The following is a 16,907-nucleotide window of genomic DNA, read 5'->3' on the forward strand; positions in this document are numbered from 1 at the left end:
CATCCTCCTGGCCGGACGATTTCGCCGTTGGAGACCGTTCGGCCTTTTTTTCAAGCATCTTTGAAGGAGATCGACATGCAGGTGGTCATTGTCACCGATCGGAACGAAGCCCTGCACGACTTCGCACAGGGCCTGGGGGGCGATGTCGAGTGGGCGAACAGCACGGAAGATGTACTGAACCGTGCACAGACCCCGCCCTGGCAGCTTGTCGTGGTCGATGCCATGACGCCCGGGATGGACTACAAGGCCTTTGTGATGGATTTGCTGCGCGTCAACGCCATGCTCAACACCGTGGTCATCACGGACATGAGCGAGGAAGATTTTCACGAGGACAGCGAAGGACTCGGAGTGCTTTGCGCCGTGCCCGGGAACCCGAAGTGGGATGACGGGGCCAAGGCCATGAATCTGCTTTGCGTGCTTTACGGAATGGGCTGAAAAAGGCCGGATGAAAACTTGAAGGGGGAGTGCGGGCAATCGCGCTCCCCCTTTTTCGTGTCTAGTTGTACTCGTTCATGGCCGCGTCGGCGTAGGTGTCTTCGAGCACTTTGCGCAGACGGAAGGCGCCTTCGATCATGGGGGCGAGCTTGGGCAGGCCGTCGATCTTGTCGACATAGCTGAAGGCGCCCATGACTTCGGCCAGGCGGCGGGTCTCTTCGCTGCCGTGACCGGTGAAGAGGACGACCTGGATCTTGGAGTTGATGGCCTTTATCTGTTTGAGGGTTTCGATGCCGTCGATGCCGGGCATCTCGATGTCGAGAACCACGACATCGTAGCTTTTCTTCTTGACCATCTCCAGGGCGTCGTCACCTGTGTGGGCCACATCCGGAGACACGCCATACAGGATATTCAGGCGATCGGCGAGAATGCGGCAGAGATCCTTCTCGTCGTCCACGATCAGAAGCTTCATCTTGTTCATGTTCATTCCTCCTTGGCAGATGCCGGTTCTTCCGGCCCGTTATGTTCGTTGTGTGCATGCACGGCCATGGGCACCGTTATGGTGAAGGTTGAGCCATGCCCAGGTGTGCTGCGCACGGATATGCTCCCTCCCATGGCCTCGATGATGCCGTGACAAATAGCCAGCCCCAGTCCAATCCCCTTGCCCACCTCCTTGGTGGAGAAAAAGGGTTCGAAAATTCGTGTCAGCAGATGCTCTTCCATGCCGCAGCCCGAATCCTGGACCGAAATCCGCAGCCGGGCGTCTTCGATGCTGCCCTGCAAACGCAGCAGGCGCTCCTTGGCGGGCGTTGATTCGAGCGCGTCCAGGGCATTGTCGACGAGGTTGCCCAGGACCTGGTTCCACTCCGAATCCGGCAGGCGGATTCCTTGCAGCGGTTCCGGCCAGAGCTGCTCGACCCTTGCGCCCATCTGCTCGATCCGGTTCCGGCGTGCATCGAGAACATCCTGCGCCAGTTCAGGGAGACTTGCGGTCGTTCCCTTAGCGTCCAAGGCGCACCTCAAGGTCAGCAGCTTGGAGGTGATGGCCTTGCAACGCAGGCCCTGGCGCCGGATCAGGTCTATGGATTCGAGAATCTGCTCTCGGCTGTTGTTCTCAAGAACCACGTCATCCAGGATTTCTTCGATCCATCCCGCCTCATTGAGCACGACCTGTAACGGGTTGTTGATCTCGTGGGCCACGCCCGTGGCCAGCTCCCCCATGGCGGCCAGCTTGGCCGTTTCGGCCATGCGCTGCCTGGACATGTTTTCCATCCGCCGTCCTTCGGCTTCCCCGATGGCCGCAACCAGGACGTTTATGTCCGCCGGCTTGGTCAGGTAATCCCTGGCGCCGCCTTTCATGCCGGCCACAGCCGTGCCCAGGGTGGTGTCGGCCGTGAGCAGGATCACTTCCGGAGCAGGTTTTTCGGCCCGCAGGGCGTCCATGGTTTCAAGTCCGCTCATGCCCGGCATGGTGATGTCGAGGACCACGACCTCCGGTGCAAAGACCTTCGCGACCGCCAAGGCTCCCTGCCCGTCATACGCTGTCCGGACCTCCATGCCGCGCGTGCGCAGCCGCTCGGAGAGCAGGTCCGTGAAATCGCGTTCGTCGTCAACGACCAGGACTCGTACCATATCGATTTACCGCTGGGGATGTTGGTTGCCTTGGGTCACGGTACGGACACTCTCTATCAACGTGTTGATATCAAGAGGTTTTTTGTGATACATCGCCGCCCCTAGATGGACGCAGGTCTCAAAGTCCATGTCCGAGCCATGCCCGCTGAGCATGATCACGGGGAGGCCGGGCCACTGCTTGCGGATGCGGCGCAACACCTCCACGCCGCTGATTCCCGGCATGCGCAGGTCGAGCACGATCACGTCGGGCGGATCCTCGGCGATCATGTCCAGTCCGCTTTGACCGTCAAGGGCCACCTTGGCCGAGAATCCGCGCATCTCAAGCCGCTCTTGCAGCGTGGTCACGAAAGCTTCTTCGTCATCAATGAGCAAAATGCTGGGTTCGTCCATGTGCTCCTACCGCGATTGTGATCTCAAGACTGAACGGGAAAAAAGAGCCGCAGCGAACTGCCGTCCCACTCCACTCGACCCGGCGCAAGCATCGCCCCCAAGGCGGCGACTCCGTCCGGGTCGGGACTCACCCCGTCCGGGGGATAAATGGTCAGGACATGAAAATCTGCTCCGCCTTCAAGGCCGACACGCAGCACGCCTTCTTTGGTGCCCGTACCCACTGCCCACTGCAGCGCCCTGTAACCGCTCATGAGCACCTGCAGGGCGCCCATGGAAACGGGCAAGGCGTTGGGCGGGGCCGTGAGGGTCAGGGCCGCGCCTTTCAAACGTACGTAACGATCGGCCAGTTGGGACAGTGTCTTGGAGTAGGCGGTCAGGTCGCAGCATTCGAGCAGATCCGCGTCCGGCGTATGGGCCAGCCGGCTGGTGGCGTCCAGCAACCCCTTGCCACGGTCCACCTGGAAGGTGATGTTCTCAAGGGTGCGCTCCATGTTGGGCTTGTGCTTGAAATCGACCCTGGAGTTGACTTTGAGGATGTCACCCATGAGGCCCGCCGATTCCCGGATGATGGCCAGAATGTTCTGCATTTCGTGCATGTTCTGAGCCGTGACAGCACCCATGAAACGCGCTTCTTTCGGGATTTCAGACATGTTGAATTCCTTCCGGCGGATTGATGGCCTCGTTGATGGTTCGGATCAGTTCTTCGAGATCAAGGGGTTTTGTCAGATAGGCAAAGGCGCCGTGGCGCATGCCATCGATGCCGTCACGCGTCTTGCCCTGCCCGGTAAGCAGGATGACCTGGACCGTCGGGTGCTCGCTTTTGACCTTCTGCAGTACTTCGATTCCCTTCATTCCCGGCATCATGACGTCCAGCACGATCACCTGCGGCACATTGTCGGCCACGGCTTTGAGGGCCGATTCTCCGTCATGGACAACGCGGGCGTTGACCCCTCTGAGTTCCAGACGTTCGGCCAGGGTGACGATGAAATCGACTTCATCGTCCACCAACAGGATGTTCCATGTGTTCATATCCATGATTAACCTTCCACAGGGTGTTTGGGCAGCAGGATGGTCATGGTGGTGCCCTCGTTCAATTTGCTCTTGACCTTGATCTCTCCGCCCAGGCGTTTGACGATGCCGTAAGTGATGGACATGCCAAGTCCGGTGCCTTTTTCCTTTTTGGTGGTGAAGAACGGTTCGAACATGTTCTTCGCCGTCTCGTCGGACATGCCGCATCCATTGTCCTCGATGGAGATGGCGACATAGTCGTCATCCACGTTCCAGCTGGAGAGCACGATCCGCCCACCGTCGGGAACGGCGGCCAGGGCGTTGTTCAGGATGTTGAGAAAGACCTGCTGAATCTGGCCGTGATCGGTGGCGATGTTTGGCAGATTCATGGAGAGCTCGCGCTTGAGTTCGATATTGCGGTATTGGGCCTCGCGTTCGAGAAAGCCCAATGTTTCGACCAGCACGGCGTTCAGGTCCAGAATCTCGATCTTGACGTCCATGCGCTTGGCGAAGCTGAGCATGCGGTGGGTGATGCCCCGGCAGCGATCCACGGATCTGAGAATGGACTCGATCTGTCTGGCAAACTTGTCCTTGTCCGGAAAGTCGGGCCGCAGGTCCATGATGTCGCGCATGAGCCCGGCCTTTTCGTTGATGATGGCCAGAGGGTTGTTGATTTCGTGCGCGACGCCCGCGGCCAGGCGACCGATGGAGGACAGCTTCTGTGAATGCTCCATCTGGTGGATGGCGCCGAGGCGCTGTTCGTCGCTTTCCTGCAAACGGTTGATGAGCACGCTGGTCAGGCGGTAGACGGCGATGAAGATGAAGATGACGCCGGTGACAAAGATGACAAGCAGGTCAAGGCGAACCGTGTACCAGGTGCTGAAGAACGTCGGCTTGAGCTTGACGGCCACGAGAACGAAGTCCGAGTCGGCGATGAAGGCCGAAGCGATGAAGATGTCGTTCTGATCGGGGTCGCGGATACCCTGCACGTTGGATTCGAAATTCGTTGGCGGCAGGCTGAAGGGCAACATGTCCAGCACCTTCCCGTAGCGTCGCGATTCGGTCTGCAGGACTCCGTTGCGATTGACCAGAAAGGCGTCGCTGCCCGGTTCGAGGCCCATGGCCGAGATGATGCGGTCAAAATGCATGGTGTCGAGGGTGGCCCGCAGAATCCATGACTGACCGCTTTCCGTGGTGTGCCGCACCGCGATGACCACATGGGGAAATTTGCGAAAACCCAGGAATACGTCACTTATGTACGTGCCCTTGAACTGGACCTGGTGAAACCAGTCCTGGGAGGTGTAGTTGCGGTCCTTGAGATCGTAGGGGCCGGCGTAGCTGACCTGGTTGCCGGCGGTATCGATGAGCCCGAGATCGACAAAGCCGGTGAATTCGCGGCGCATGACCTGAAAGATGCGCTGCAGGTTGGCGTCGTTGGAGAGTTCGTCGAAGGAGTAGGCCGAGGCGATGAAGCTCACCGCCGAGGTCCGTTCGGCCAGGAAAAGCTCGAAGGAATGCTTGGCCTTGCCCACCAGCGCCCTGAGCGGGGCCTGGATTTCGGCCGACATGGAGCTCTGGTGCTCGTAATAATTGATTGCGGCCAGCGAGAGCAGCGGCAGCAGGGTGACCAGGGCCATGAGCGAAACGATCTTGCGCCGCAACAGTTTGTAGCGGTCGGGAGAATTGATCTCCGTGGCCAGATCGGCCTTGATGGCTTCCATGGGGCCGGACAGGATTTTTTTCATGTCGTTTCCAATGCCCGGTCGTAGAGGATGTCTCCGGCTTTGAGTGTTCCTTCCGTCAGGCGGGAGACAACGCGTTCCACCGGACCCATGACCGAGTCGATGACGTCGATGCGCTTCCAGCGCAGATAGTGGTAATACTCGTCCTCAATGCCTCCGCAGACGATGGTGCCGATGTCCCTGGAAAGGGCCAGATCGCAAAGTTCGTCTCCGGAAGCGTAAGCCAGAAGAAAGGACTTGCGCAAGACGATTTCTCCGCTTTCGGAAATGGTCAGCAACAGGGCTTCGGTAGTCAGGTCGAAGCGAGGGGCGATTTCGTCCTTGGCGACGGTGATCAGCACGCGGCGTTCCATTGCTATCGCTCCTCCGTGTTCTTGCGACCGGCCTTGCGACTCTTTTCCACCGGGCGAACAGGCGCTTCGGTTTCGGCGTCGTCCGTCAGGTGCATGGGCAGATGCTCGGTCCGGATGGTGTCGCCGCTACATACCATGGCGGCGAATTCCATGATGTTTTTGAGCTCGCGCACGTTGCCCGGAAAATCGTGGGCGTACACATGGCGCTGGGCTTTGGGGCTTATGGCGGCGATGTTCTTTTTGAAACGCGTCGCATAATGGCCCATGAAATGATGCAGCAGGAACCCGAGGTCTTCCCCGCGATCCTTGAGCCTGGGCAGGTGCAGGCGGATGGCTGAAATGCGATGGAAAAGATCCTCCCGCAGACGCCCCTCCTGCACCAGCTTTTCCGGCGACTCGGCCGTGGAAGCCATGAGCCGGGCGTTTGCCCGCATGGGTTTGCCCGCGCCGACAGGCAGAATGGTGCCCTCGTCCAGAAATCTGACCAGACTGCTTTGCTGCGAGAGAGGCAGATCCGCGATTTCCGAGAGGTACAGGGTTCCGCCCTGGGCCTGCTGGAACCTGCCGGACTTGAGTTCTCCGTCCGGCCCCTGCATGCGTCCGAACAGTTCGGCGTCGAGCAGTTCGGAGGGCATGGGCCCGCAGCTGAAGCGCACGAAAGGCTCGCGTGATCGTGGCGAGGCCTTGTGCACCGATTCGGCCAAAAGATCCTTGCCTGTGCCGGTTTCGCCGGTGATCAGCACCGGAGTGTCGTGCTGAGCGATGACAGGCACAAGGCCGAGAATCTTTTTCATGCCCGGGCTGCGTCCCACGATTTGGCCGTGGTCCGCGACCTGGGACAGGCGTGCCTCGATTTCCCGCAGGGCCGTCAATTCTTCCACCACGTCGAGCACGCAGATGGGCCGGTTGTTTCCATCCAGAACGCGCACCGGAGTGATGCGGACGGGAATCTTGCGGTGATGACGGTTGATGCAATCGGTCTCGATCCCGACTCCCGGAACCGTCTCCTTCCCGTGGGGACAGTCCTGCAGGCAGGCCCGGCTGCGCAGGACGTGCCTGCAAGGCAGCCCGCGCACTTCTTCCCGGTTGTACCCGGTCAGGGCTTCGAGGGCCTTGTTGAGCATGAGGACATGCCCCTCGTTGTCCAGGAGGGCCACCCCAACGGGCAGCCCATCCAGAAGGGAGGGCAGGTCCGGGCAATCGGTGCCGATCAATTCTTCAATCCGTTTGAGCACGAGCCTCTCCTTTAGTGCGCGCCGCCTCCGACGATTCCGGATGCCGCGAAGCAGAGGACCAGGACTTCAAGAAACGCAATGATGGCGAACACGAAGTCCTTTTTCTTGAGGTAGGCAAGGGTGACCGGGATGTAGGCCACGATGGTCAGGCCGCCCAGAAGCGCGATTCCAAGGAAGTTCAGGAAGTCGCCGTTGGACAGTAGGGTCGCCCAGCCCCAGCCGGTGGGCACGTTGTTGTCCGCGAGATACTGTCCCACGGGCAACCCCCAGTATTTGATCACGTTGTCCATGGACACGTAGGGGTCCATGATGCCGGTGACGTAGAGCAAGTATGTTACCAGCATGAGCGCGAGGCCGCTCCAACATCCGTAGAAGAGGATGTTTGCGTATGCGATCTGTTCGGCAGGCGCGTTGGTATCGGGTTTATTCATGTCTTTTCTCCTTAGATTCTGGAATATGTTAGAAGCCCAGGCCCTTGGCCAATGCCTTTCCACCCGCGAAGAGCAGCACGCCGATGACCATGTAGCGGATGAAGGTGGGCTTGGCGATGGCCAGCAGGCGCACGCCGACGAAAGAACCCATCATCAGTCCCACGATGGAGGGAATGGCCATGAGCGGGATGACGCAACCCTGGTTCAGATAAACCCAGGCGGCGGAGGTATCGGTGATGGAGAGGAGAAATTTGCTGGTGCCGACGGCGACCTTGAGCGGCGCGCCCATGAGCAGGTTCAGGACGGGAACGTTTGCCCAGCCTGCGCCAAGTCCGAACATGCCGGCCATGATGCCGATGACGATGAAGAGCAGGAGGCCCATGACGGTGCGGTGTGTTTTCCACTCCACGATCTCGCCGGTGGCAGGTTCCATGTAGGCGCCTCTCATTCCAAAGGCCAGGCTCAGGGCGTCCTGCTTTTCAACGACGGGACGGGCCGTGTTCTTGGAGAGCAGAAGCAGGATGGCGATGCCCATGATGGTGCCGCCCAGGCACATCTGGACGATGTGGTTCGGCAGGGCAAGGCCAAGGAAGGCGCCGGCGATGGCGCAACTTGATGCTATGAGCGCCACCGGAAGAGCCAGGCGCAGGCTGGCCAGGTTGCGCTTCAGCAGACCGGGACCGGCGGCGAGGGCTCCGGCCAGGGCCACAAGCAGGCCCGCGCCACGGACAAAGTCAAGATGGAAGGGGAAAAATCCGCTCACCAGCGGCACGTAGAGCACGCCGCCGCCAACACCGGCAAGAACCGCGATGATGCCAAGTATAAAACAGAAAAACAGCAAGATGGTAGGCCAGGCCCACCAGGGCAGGGCGGAAGATGTGCCCGTGGCTTCCGCCAGCTGTTTGGCTGCTTCATCCGCGAGTTCGGGGTTATTGCTAGCCCAAGACAAAGTGACCAACAGGAGTGCGCCCATTGCGGCCCCTCCCAGAATTCGCATCCACTTCGTGTTCAGTTTCATTCCTGTTTCGCTCCCGTTTACACGTTTCCTCAAGCATTGATTGATTCAGCACCACGATGCACAGCGCATCCGAAGCTCTATCTAGGCAAGGAGCGTGCCAGCACGGAAATTCACGCCGGCCGTGTGTTGACGTGTGCGAACGCAGGGAGTAAACGGCAAAATATTGCCGCAATCGGCAAGTTTGTTCCTTTTTTCTCAATCGGCCGGTAGGTCGGGAGGGGAATTTTCAAGCCGTCCTTCCGGTTTTTCAGTATGCGTAATAAAGGACATAATTAATGGAATTTCGAGCGGATAGCGGTAAAAAAGCCAGGGGTCGGGGGCGCGTTCGAGCTGGCAATAATTTGCCGAATGCTCCGGAGGATTCCGCCGGAGCGGAGATATTGGAGCTTGGAACCGAGGACGGCCTTGGCAAGTTCGTCATCCAGTCGCGCACCATGCGGGACCTTTATCGTCTGGCCACGCAGGTGGCTGGTTCGGATGCGACCATCCTGGTTTACGGCGAATCGGGCACGGGCAAGGAGCTCTTCGCCCGGCTCGTGCACCAGCTTTCGGGCCGCAGGGCAAAGCCCTTCATCCCCGTCAACTGCGGCGTGCTCAAGGGCGAACTCTTCGCCGACAAGTTCTTCGGGCACGAGGCGGGAGCCTTCACCGGTGCGCAGCGCCAGCGCAAGGGCAGCTTCGAGATGGCCGCCGACGGCACCCTGTTTCTGGATGAAGTGGGCGAGATTCCGCCGCCCAATCAGGTCGATTTTCTGCGTGTCCTGGAGGAAAAGACCTTCCGTCGCCTGGGCGGGGAGAAGACCCAGCCTTTCGACGCGCGCATCGTTGCGGCCACCAACAGGGTGCTGAACAAGATGGTCACGGCCGGGGAATTCCGGGCCGATCTGTATTATCGTCTCAACGTCATCCCCGTGACCCTTCCGCCGCTGCGGGAGCGCATCGACGACATCCCGCCCTTGGCCGAATATTTTCTGGCCATGTATCGGCACCGTTATCACAAGCCCGATGTGCGGCTGGCCCCGGCCACCCTTGATACCCTGTGCGGCTATTCCTGGCCTGGCAACGTGCGTGAGTTGCGTAATCTGACCGAACGGCTGGTCCTGCTTTGCGCCGATCCGCTCATTGAACCCGTCCATCTGCCCCTGGAAATGCGCCTGGCCACCGGGTTGCCGGCGACGGAATGCGGCCAGAACGTCATGACCCTGGAAGCGGCCGTGCGCCAGGCCGAGGTCACGGCCATCATCAGGGGCTGGGCCGAGGCGGGGGGCAGCAAGGCCCGGTTGGCCGAGATCCTGGCCGTAAGTCCCCGCACCCTGCGCTACAAACTGGCCGAATACGACCTCAAGCTGACCTGATCCCATCCCGCCAGTTCCCGGCGGTTTCATCGCTTTTTCCAGCCTTAATTTCCCAGAGTAAATCCTGAATGCCGTGATGCGCCGCCGCGATTTGCAGCGTCTGTGGTATTGCTGCGGCAAAATTTTGCCGCTTTGAAAAGAGTCGTGTATATCCGGCATGTTGAAAAGCCGGATGCTCATCGTGGGTGCTGAAATGAGTGGTTGGATCAATGGGGAAATGATATGTGCATGGTGTCACGCTTTTTGTATTGATTACACGAATGGGATGGGTTATGGGTCAATGCGTCACATAAATCATATTACTCCTTGAATTCATGAGCAATCTAGTCGGGATTACAGACCCCGCCTGTCTTGACGTACCGGAGCTCGGGCAGTGCGAGTGTTACCCTCTTCCTCCCGCGCCGGAGGGCAGTGCGCCGCGCGGGAGCGGTTTTTCGACCTTGGCCTGTCTTGGCATGGCGATGCTGTTGCATGGCCTGATTTTTCTTCTGGGTCTGACCTTGCCCGTGAACAGGGCGTTGCCCGATGTCGTGCTCGGCATCAGCCTTGTATCCGGCATTCCGGGTGCAAGCCCGCCTTCCGGACCCGCCGAAAATTCCGGTCCGCCGGTGTCGGTTCCGTCGAGTCCTGAGCCGGTCCGGGAGAGAGTGCCCATGTCTCCGGTGGTGCCTGCGGCGCAGAAGCCCCGCTCCGTCAAGGCCAAGCCCAGGGAACCGGTCAAAGTTGTAAGGAAAGAAGCGCCGAGGATCGAGGAAAAATCTGCTCCTGCTCCCCCGTGTGAAGCGGAGCAAGGTGTGTCGGAGCCGGAATCGGCCTTGAATGCCGACTCGGACGGCGCGGTGGAAAGTGGGGGGACGGATCTGGCGGCGGTGAGCGTATCGTCCATTTCCGACTCCGTCTCGGGTGGTCAGGGTGGCGGACATGGCGCAGGCCGATGCGGACCCGTGGAGGCACGCTTTGGCGATGCGGATGGACCTCGCTTCATTCAGCGCGTCATGCCCAAATATCCGGAACTGGCCCGCCGCCGAGGCCGGGAAGGGCTGGTGGTCCTGCGCCTGGTCATAGGCCCCGGCGGAGATCTGAGGGACGCCCAGGTTGTCGAGGGCGGAGGGCACGGCTTTGACGAAGCCGCCCTGGCCGCGGTTAGGGCATCCGTTTACGCCCCCGCCACGCGGGGAGGGCGGGGTATGGAGTGTGCCGCCTTGCTGCCGATTCGTTTCGCTCTGAAAGGAAGCTGACAGCAAGGCGACAGTCGCGGTGCCTCCAAGGACCCGCGCTTTTTTTCAAACCATCAAGCAACGCGAGATTCCGATGCCGCTTCGCACGTTCCTCCTGATCGGCCTTGTCTTTTGCGCGACCTCTCCGGCTCAGGCCCTTGAAGTCACCGACGCTCTGGGGCGCACCCATGAACTTCAGGCTCCCGTCAATCGCGTCATCTGCTCCGGCTCCGGCTGCCTGCGCCTCTTGGCCTACCTACAGGCCCAGGATCTGGTCGTGGCCGTGGACGACATCGAATCAAGGCGCAACCGCTTCGATTCGCGGCCCTATGCCATGGCCAACCCGCAATTCAAGACCATGCCCATCTTCGGCCGGTTCCGGGGCCAGGACAACCCGGAGCTGATCCTGACCCTCGATCCCCAGCCGCAGGTCATCTTCAAGACCTACGCGACCATGGGCCATGACCCGGTGGAACTGCAGAACAAGACAGGCATCCCCGTGGTCGTGCTCGATGCCGGCAATCTGGGTGCGAAACGTGAAGCTTTCTATGCCTCCCTGCGGCTCATGGGCCGGATCGTGGACAAAGAGGAGCGGGCCGAAAGCCTCGTCGCCTATTTCGATGCGGCCATCGCCGATCTTGCGCGGCGCACGGCGGATATCCCGGATTCCGGGCGGCCCACGGCCTACATCGGCGGCGTGGCCTACAAGGGGCCGCACGGTTTTCAGTCCACGGAGCCGACCTATCCGCCTTTTCTGTTCGTGCAGGCCCGCAACCTGGCCCGCGAAGAGGGCGGGGCGGGCAGGGATCTGAGCAACACGGATGTGGCCAAGGAGAAGATCGTGGTCTGGGATCCTGACCATCTGTTTCTTGACCTCTCCACATTACAGATGGGCGAGGATGCCGGTGGCCTGCACGAGTTGCGCACCGATCCCGCCTACGCAACGCTCACGGCCGTGCGCGAGGGGCGGGTTTACGGGGTGCTGCCCTACAACTGGTATTCCCAGAATTTCGAATCCATCCTGGCCAACGCCTATTTCGTGGGCAAGACCCTCTATCCGGAACGGTTCGCGGACGTCGATCCAAAAGCCAAGGCCGACGAGATCTACTCATTTGTCGTCGGCAAGCCTGTTTTCGATGAGATGAATCAGACCTTTTCCGGACTGGCCTTCGTCCCGGTGCCGGTGCGCTGATGCATTCCGATCACGGAAACGTGCCCGAGGAGTACAAACGCTATCTGGCCGGGAAGGCCTTGGTCGTGGTCGCGTGCATCCTCGCGCTGGCCGGTTTTCTGCTGTTGTCCCTGTGTGTCGGCGCGGCGGGGTTGCCGCTGGGCGACGTTCTCGCGAGCCTTCTCGGCCAGTCCGCAAGCCCCCGGGTGGACGCCATCGTGCGCGGCATCCGTCTGCCCCAGGCGCTGGCGGCCATGGTCGCGGGTGGCGGATTGGCCGTGGCCGGAGCGGTCATGCAGGCCATCCTGCGCAACCCGCTGGGGTCCCCCTTCACCCTGGGCATTTCCCACGCAGCCGCCTTTGGCGCGGCTTTCTCGGTCATGGCCCTGGACTCGGGGCTCATGACCTCGGGGCAAAGCGCCGTGAACATCACCAGTCCCTATGTGACCACCGTCTCGGCCTTCCTGGCCAGCCTGGTGGCATCCGGGATCATCATCGCCATTTCACGCACGCGCGGCACCAGGCCCGAAACCATGGTCCTGGCCGGGGTGGCCCTGGGCGCGCTCTTCACCGCCGGAACCATGTTCCTGCAGTATTTCGCCACCGACGTGCAGCTCTCGGCCATGGTCTTCTGGACTTTCGGGGACACGGCCCGCGCTTCATGGACCGAACTTGGGCTGATGAGCTTTGCGACCCTTGGCTGCACTCTCTATTTTCTGGCCAACAGCTGGAACTACAACGCCATCGACGCCGGGGACGAGACGGCCCGGGGACTCGGGGTACGGGTCGAGCGCGTGCGCATTGTCGGCATGCTGCTGGCGAGCCTGGTCACGGCCGTGCTCATCGCCTTCCTGGGCATCATCGGCTTCGTAGGGCTGGTCGTGCCGCACATGTTCCGCCGCGTCATTGGAGCGGATCACAGGTTTCTGCTGCCTGCATCGCTGGTCGGCGGAGCGCTCTTGCTGCTGGTCTCGGACACGGCGGCCCGGCTCGTCATGGCCCCGCACCTTCTGCCAGTATCGGTGCTGACGGCCTTTCTGGGCGCGCCGACGTTTCTCTATCTCATTGTAAGGGGGCGGCGCTCATGATGCTCTCGGTGTGTGGGGTGCATTTCACCTACAATAGCCATCCGCTTCTGCGAAACATCGATTTCAGCCTTGAGCGCGGCGAGCTTTTGGCCATTCTCGGCCCCAACGGAGTGGGCAAGACCACGCTCCTGAAATGCATGAACGCCATACTGCGCCCGGCCTCGGGGGCGATTTTGGTGCAGGAGCGCGACATTCTCTCGCTTGCGCCCGCCGATATCGCCCGCGACATCGGCTATGTCTCGCAGAAGAACGAGGCCTCCCGCCTGACGGTCTTCGACGCCGTGCTGATGGGTCGCACCCCGCACATACGCTGGCGCATGAGCGACGACGACCTGCGCAAGACCGACGCCATCCTGCACACCATGGACCTGTGCTCCAAGGCCATGCGCCACATCGACACCCTGAGCGGCGGCGAATTGCAGAAAGTGTGCATCGCGCGCGCCCTGGTGCAGGAGCCTTCGCTGCTGCTGCTCGACGAGCCCACCAGCGCGCTGGATCTCAAGAATCAGGTCGAGATCATGAACCTCATCCGCCGGGTGGTGGATGAGCACCGCATCGCGGCGGTCATGAGCATGCACGACCTGAACATGGCCCTGCGCCATGCCGACAAGACGATTTTCCTGAAGGATGGAGACATCCACGCCATGACCACGCCCGGCTGCGTGACCCCGGAGATCATCCACGAAGTCTACGGCCTGCCGGTGCACATTCATCGCATTGACGGCCAATCCATAGTCATCCCCCAAAATTAAAAGGAGAATTGCATGTCCTGCCAGATTTCACCGGAACAGATTGACGCGACCATCGCTTTCCACGGACACAGCTGCCCAGGCCTGGCCATCGGCATCCGCGCCGCCGAGCTGGCCCTGCGCGAGCTTGAAAATCCCAGGGATACGGAGATCGTGGCCGTGGTCGAGACGGACATGTGCGGTGTGGACGCGCTGCAGTTTCTGCTGGGCACGACCATGGGCAAGGGCAATCTCATTCACCGCGATCACGGCAAGATGGCCTTTTCCTTTTTCAGGCGAGCCACGGGCAAGGGGGTCCGGGCGCTGCTGAATCCGGCCGCGAGAGGCGGAATGGATGACGAGATGGCCGAGCTGATGCAGGCCAGCGGGGACGGCACGGCCACGGAAGCGCAGAAGAATCGCATGACCGAACTGCGCGCCGGTCTGCAGCAGCGCTTCATGACCCTGCCCCTTGAGGAGATGTTCTGCGTCACCCCGGTTGAGCAGGGCGCGCCACGGCCGCCCAAGATCCTGGAAAGCCTTGCCTGCGCGCACTGTGGCGAGAAGACCATGGAGTCGCGCACGCGCCGTTTTGCCGGGCAGACACTATGCATCCCATGTTTTCAGATGGTTGAGCAGAAAATATAGTTTTGGATGGCGGGCCTTTTTGGTCCGCCTTTTTTGATATGTTTTCATAGGCATGACATGTTCCTGTGCAGACCATGCCTTGCCGTGGGAATGTTGCGCCCGTTAGTGGCACGATATTTATTTTCGTATATATTTTATTATATTTTTTTAAAATAAATTACTTTGGAGGGGGCTCATGGAGAGGAAAGTTCTGGTTCTTGTCTGTTTCCTGCTTTTGGCGGCGGTTCATGCCAGGGCAGCGGGGCAGGAGGTGCAACTGGAGGAGATGACCGTTGTAGGCGAGAAACTGGTCACTCCAACCAGACAGGCCAACGAGCAGGTCTACACAGGAACCGAGATCACAAGGAACGGCCTTGATCTGCCCGGTGCCAAGGCTGAAACCAGCGTTTACGAGGCCATGAATTCATTGCCGGGAGTGCAGGTCGAGAGTGTCGATGCAACGGGTCTGGCCGTGGAGCAGACGAATACGCGGGTACGCGGAGTGCGCGGGTTTCTGGGCTCCATGACGGTGGAGGGCGTGCCCAACTGGGGCGGTAACCCCATGGGGCCGCGCGAGTATCTCTACGACATGGAAAATTTTGAGAGCCTCGCCGTTTACAAGGGGGCCATTCCGGCCGGACTCGGCACGGGAGTGGGCGCGCGCGGAGGGGCCGTGGAGCTGCGTCCCCGCTGGCCCGAAAAGGAGCCGGGGCTGGATCTGAATTTTGCCATTGGCTCCAATGCCTACAGCCGGGCACATTCAAGGGTCGATACCGGGAGCGTCGGGCCCCTGGGCACTGCGTTCAGCGCATCGGCGTCATGGACCGAGGCCGAGAAATGGAAAGGCCCGGGGGATCTGGGACCGCGCGTCAACGCAAACTTCATGGTCGAGCAACCGTATCATGGGGAGGACGCCGTTCGTGTCTGGTTCAATTACAACGATGTCGAACAGGATCTTTATCGCGCCATCGGCTATGATGATGTCCGGGATCTGCATGGGAATTACCGCAAGGATTTCCAGGAAACGCTGACCGGAGTGAAGAATCAGGACATTTATCACTACAGGAACAACAGGTCCGAGCACGCCAACATGGACATCATTGCGGTGGTGCCTTTCACGTTCAATGAAATGTTCAAGGCGACTCTGCGGCCGTATTATTCATGGGAGGACGCGCAAATATACCAGGGCGTGATTTCACAGGGAGGCGTCGTTCAGAAGCGCATGCGCGATATCGAGCGCATTGGCCTGCTGTCGCAACTGGAAGTCGACTTGGAGCAGGTCCGGCTGTCCGTTGGCCATCTGTTCGAGTCCGTGGACATGCAGATCAACACGGATATTCTCCATCCCACCACCGGTGCGTTCATCAATCACGGCATCCGCACCGAGAACGACGGCAACGGCTACGTGAACAGTCCTTTCGCCACCCTGGCCGGAACCGTGGGCGCATTCGACTGGCAGGCCGGGCTCAAATATTTTCGCTACGACGAGCCCGCCAGCAAAGGCTTCACGTCGACGGCCGGAGTTCTGGCGGAAGCCCCGGATCTGGCCCGTGATTCCCGTGTGTATGACATCTGGCTGCCAAGCGTGGGCGTGAGCTACGCGGTAAGCGAGATGTTCCAGCCCTACGCCAGTTACGGTCGCAGTCACATCAGGCCCTATTCATATGTGCCGCTGATCAATCTCTACAATGCAAATACGGGAAAATTCCAGGCTGCCGGAGTAACGCTGAAGGACATGTTCGCCGGATACGACATCGAGACGTCGGACAATTTCGAACTGGGGCTGCGCATCACCCATGAGCGCTTCGACATCACCCCGGCGGTGTTCTACTCAAGGCACGACAATCTGTTGACCACTGTTTATGACCCGCGCGTGGATCTGAGCTACGCCCAGAATGTCGGCAAGGCCACGGGTTACGGCCTGGAAGTGGAGGGTAATTTCTATCTGACACAGGCTCTGACGGCGTTTGTCAATCCGTCCTATACGCGTCTGACCTACGACAAGGATCTTTCCTATCAGGGCAACACGCTTAAAACCAGGGGCGAGCAGGTCGTCGATACTCCGGAATGGATGGTCAAGGCCGGGCTGGTCTTGAAGGTCGGGGATTTCGAATTTGTTCCCGGAGTACGCTACATGGGCGAACGTTACGGGGACGTGGAGCACAAGGAGAAGGTCGATGATTATATTGTGGCGGACTTGAGCATGAATTACGTCAACCGCGACGTGGATTTCGCAGAGGGTTTAAAGCTCTCGCTCAACCTCTACAATCTGTTCGACACCGAATACGTGTCCAGGATCAACGCTTCGGACGACACCCGCGAAGGCGGTGCTTCATATTATGTGGGAGCTCCGTTCACGGCGGTTTTCAGCATAGGTCTTGAATTCTGATGGCAAGGATGCCGGCCTGCGCAATCATTGACGCAGTGCCGGCATCATCTTGTCACAATGTGTTCAGAAAAGTGGACGCAGCTTGAAG

18 protein-coding genes are annotated in these 16,907 nt (G+C 60.1%); 8 read left to right on the plus strand and 10 right to left on the minus strand.

Going from position 1 to position 16,907, the window contains the following annotated elements:
* The first annotated feature begins 75 nt into the window (after positions 1–75).
* Positions 76–435, plus strand: coding sequence for a response regulator transcription factor (locus tag H4684_RS03770; protein ID WP_192622868.1), 360 nt, complete (start codon positions 76–78; stop codon positions 433–435).
* Positions 436–496: 61 nt separating this feature from the next.
* Here the strand turns inward: H4684_RS03770 and H4684_RS03775 are convergent, their stop codons facing one another.
* From H4684_RS03775 to H4684_RS03820, 10 genes are read right to left on the minus strand one after another with little or no spacing between them, the layout of a single operon-like run.
* A complete protein-coding gene (locus tag H4684_RS03775; RefSeq protein ID WP_015774444.1) occupies positions 497–916 on the minus strand; it encodes a response regulator in 420 nt (139 codons plus the stop codon).
* A 2-nt stretch (positions 917–918) separates the two neighbouring features.
* Complete coding sequence (locus H4684_RS03780; protein ID WP_192622869.1) at positions 919–2,067, minus strand: hybrid sensor histidine kinase/response regulator; 1,149 nt, start codon at positions 2,065–2,067, stop codon at positions 919–921.
* A 6-nt stretch (positions 2,068–2,073) separates the two neighbouring features.
* Positions 2,074–2,457, minus strand: coding sequence for a response regulator (locus tag H4684_RS03785; protein WP_192622870.1), 384 nt, complete (start codon positions 2,455–2,457; stop codon positions 2,074–2,076).
* Between the two features lie 23 nt (positions 2,458–2,480).
* Positions 2,481–3,107: a hypothetical protein gene (locus tag H4684_RS03790; RefSeq protein ID WP_192622871.1), complete on the minus strand. Its 627-nt coding sequence runs from the start codon at positions 3,105–3,107 to the stop codon at positions 2,481–2,483.
* Positions 3,100–3,492, minus strand: a complete 393-nt coding sequence (locus tag H4684_RS03795; RefSeq protein ID WP_192622872.1) for a response regulator — start codon at positions 3,490–3,492, stop codon at positions 3,100–3,102. Before H4684_RS03795 ends, H4684_RS03790 begins: the two co-directional genes overlap by 8 nt.
* Positions 3,493–3,494: 2 nt before the next feature.
* Positions 3,495–5,210: a sensor histidine kinase gene (locus H4684_RS03800; RefSeq protein ID WP_192622873.1), complete on the minus strand. Its 1,716-nt coding sequence runs from the start codon at positions 5,208–5,210 to the stop codon at positions 3,495–3,497.
* Positions 5,207–5,560, minus strand: a complete 354-nt coding sequence (locus H4684_RS03805; RefSeq protein ID WP_092188848.1) for a NifB/NifX family molybdenum-iron cluster-binding protein — start codon at positions 5,558–5,560, stop codon at positions 5,207–5,209. The genes H4684_RS03800 and H4684_RS03805 overlap by 4 nt, the downstream gene beginning before the upstream one ends.
* A 2-nt stretch (positions 5,561–5,562) precedes the next feature.
* Entirely contained in the window at positions 5,563–6,795 is a 1,233-nt protein-coding gene (locus tag H4684_RS03810) for a sigma 54-interacting transcriptional regulator (protein WP_192622874.1), read from the minus strand.
* Between the two features lie 11 nt (positions 6,796–6,806).
* The gene (locus tag H4684_RS03815) at positions 6,807–7,226 is read right to left on the minus strand and encodes a DUF1634 domain-containing protein (RefSeq protein WP_192622875.1); all 420 of its coding nucleotides are present in this window, start codon (positions 7,224–7,226) and stop codon (positions 6,807–6,809) included.
* A gap of 28 nt (positions 7,227–7,254) precedes the next feature.
* Positions 7,255–8,199 carry a sulfite exporter TauE/SafE family protein gene (locus H4684_RS03820; protein WP_225940226.1) on the minus strand — a complete coding sequence of 315 codons (945 nt, stop codon included), beginning with the start codon at positions 8,197–8,199 and terminating at the stop codon, positions 7,255–7,257.
* Positions 8,200–8,624: 425 nt separating this feature from the next.
* Here H4684_RS03820 and H4684_RS03825 point away from each other — a divergent pair, with 425 nt between their 5' ends.
* The 7 genes from H4684_RS03825 to H4684_RS03855 all read left to right on the plus strand — a co-directional run bounded on the left by H4684_RS03825 (position 8,625) and on the right by H4684_RS03855 (position 16,819).
* Complete coding sequence (locus H4684_RS03825) at positions 8,625–9,599, plus strand: sigma-54 interaction domain-containing protein (RefSeq protein WP_225940227.1); 975 nt, start codon at positions 8,625–8,627, stop codon at positions 9,597–9,599.
* Between the two features lie 314 nt (positions 9,600–9,913).
* Positions 9,914–10,837 (plus strand): energy transducer TonB, encoded by a 924-nt coding sequence (locus tag H4684_RS03830; RefSeq protein WP_192622877.1) that lies wholly within the window; start codon positions 9,914–9,916, stop codon positions 10,835–10,837.
* 73 nt (positions 10,838–10,910) lie between these two features.
* Positions 10,911–12,008, plus strand: coding sequence for an iron ABC transporter substrate-binding protein (locus H4684_RS03835; RefSeq protein WP_192622878.1), 1,098 nt, complete (start codon positions 10,911–10,913; stop codon positions 12,006–12,008).
* The gene (locus tag H4684_RS03840; protein ID WP_192622879.1) at positions 12,008–13,075 is read left to right on the plus strand and encodes a FecCD family ABC transporter permease; all 1,068 of its coding nucleotides are present in this window, start codon (positions 12,008–12,010) and stop codon (positions 13,073–13,075) included. Before H4684_RS03835 ends, H4684_RS03840 begins: the two co-directional genes overlap by 1 nt.
* The gene (locus H4684_RS03845) at positions 13,072–13,827 is read left to right on the plus strand and encodes an ABC transporter ATP-binding protein (protein ID WP_192622880.1); all 756 of its coding nucleotides are present in this window, start codon (positions 13,072–13,074) and stop codon (positions 13,825–13,827) included. Before H4684_RS03840 ends, H4684_RS03845 begins: the two co-directional genes overlap by 4 nt.
* Positions 13,828–13,839: 12 nt before the next feature.
* On the plus strand, positions 13,840–14,451 hold the full coding sequence (locus H4684_RS03850) for an FmdE family protein (protein ID WP_192622881.1): 612 nt from the start codon (positions 13,840–13,842) through the stop codon (positions 14,449–14,451).
* A 175-nt stretch (positions 14,452–14,626) separates the two neighbouring features.
* Positions 14,627–16,819, plus strand: coding sequence for a TonB-dependent receptor (locus H4684_RS03855; RefSeq protein ID WP_192622882.1), 2,193 nt, complete (start codon positions 14,627–14,629; stop codon positions 16,817–16,819).
* The last annotated feature ends 88 nt before the right edge of the window (positions 16,820–16,907 follow it).

Source organism: Desulfomicrobium macestii (assembly GCF_014873765.1).
Taxonomy (GTDB): domain Bacteria; phylum Desulfobacterota; class Desulfovibrionia; order Desulfovibrionales; family Desulfomicrobiaceae; genus Desulfomicrobium; species Desulfomicrobium macestii.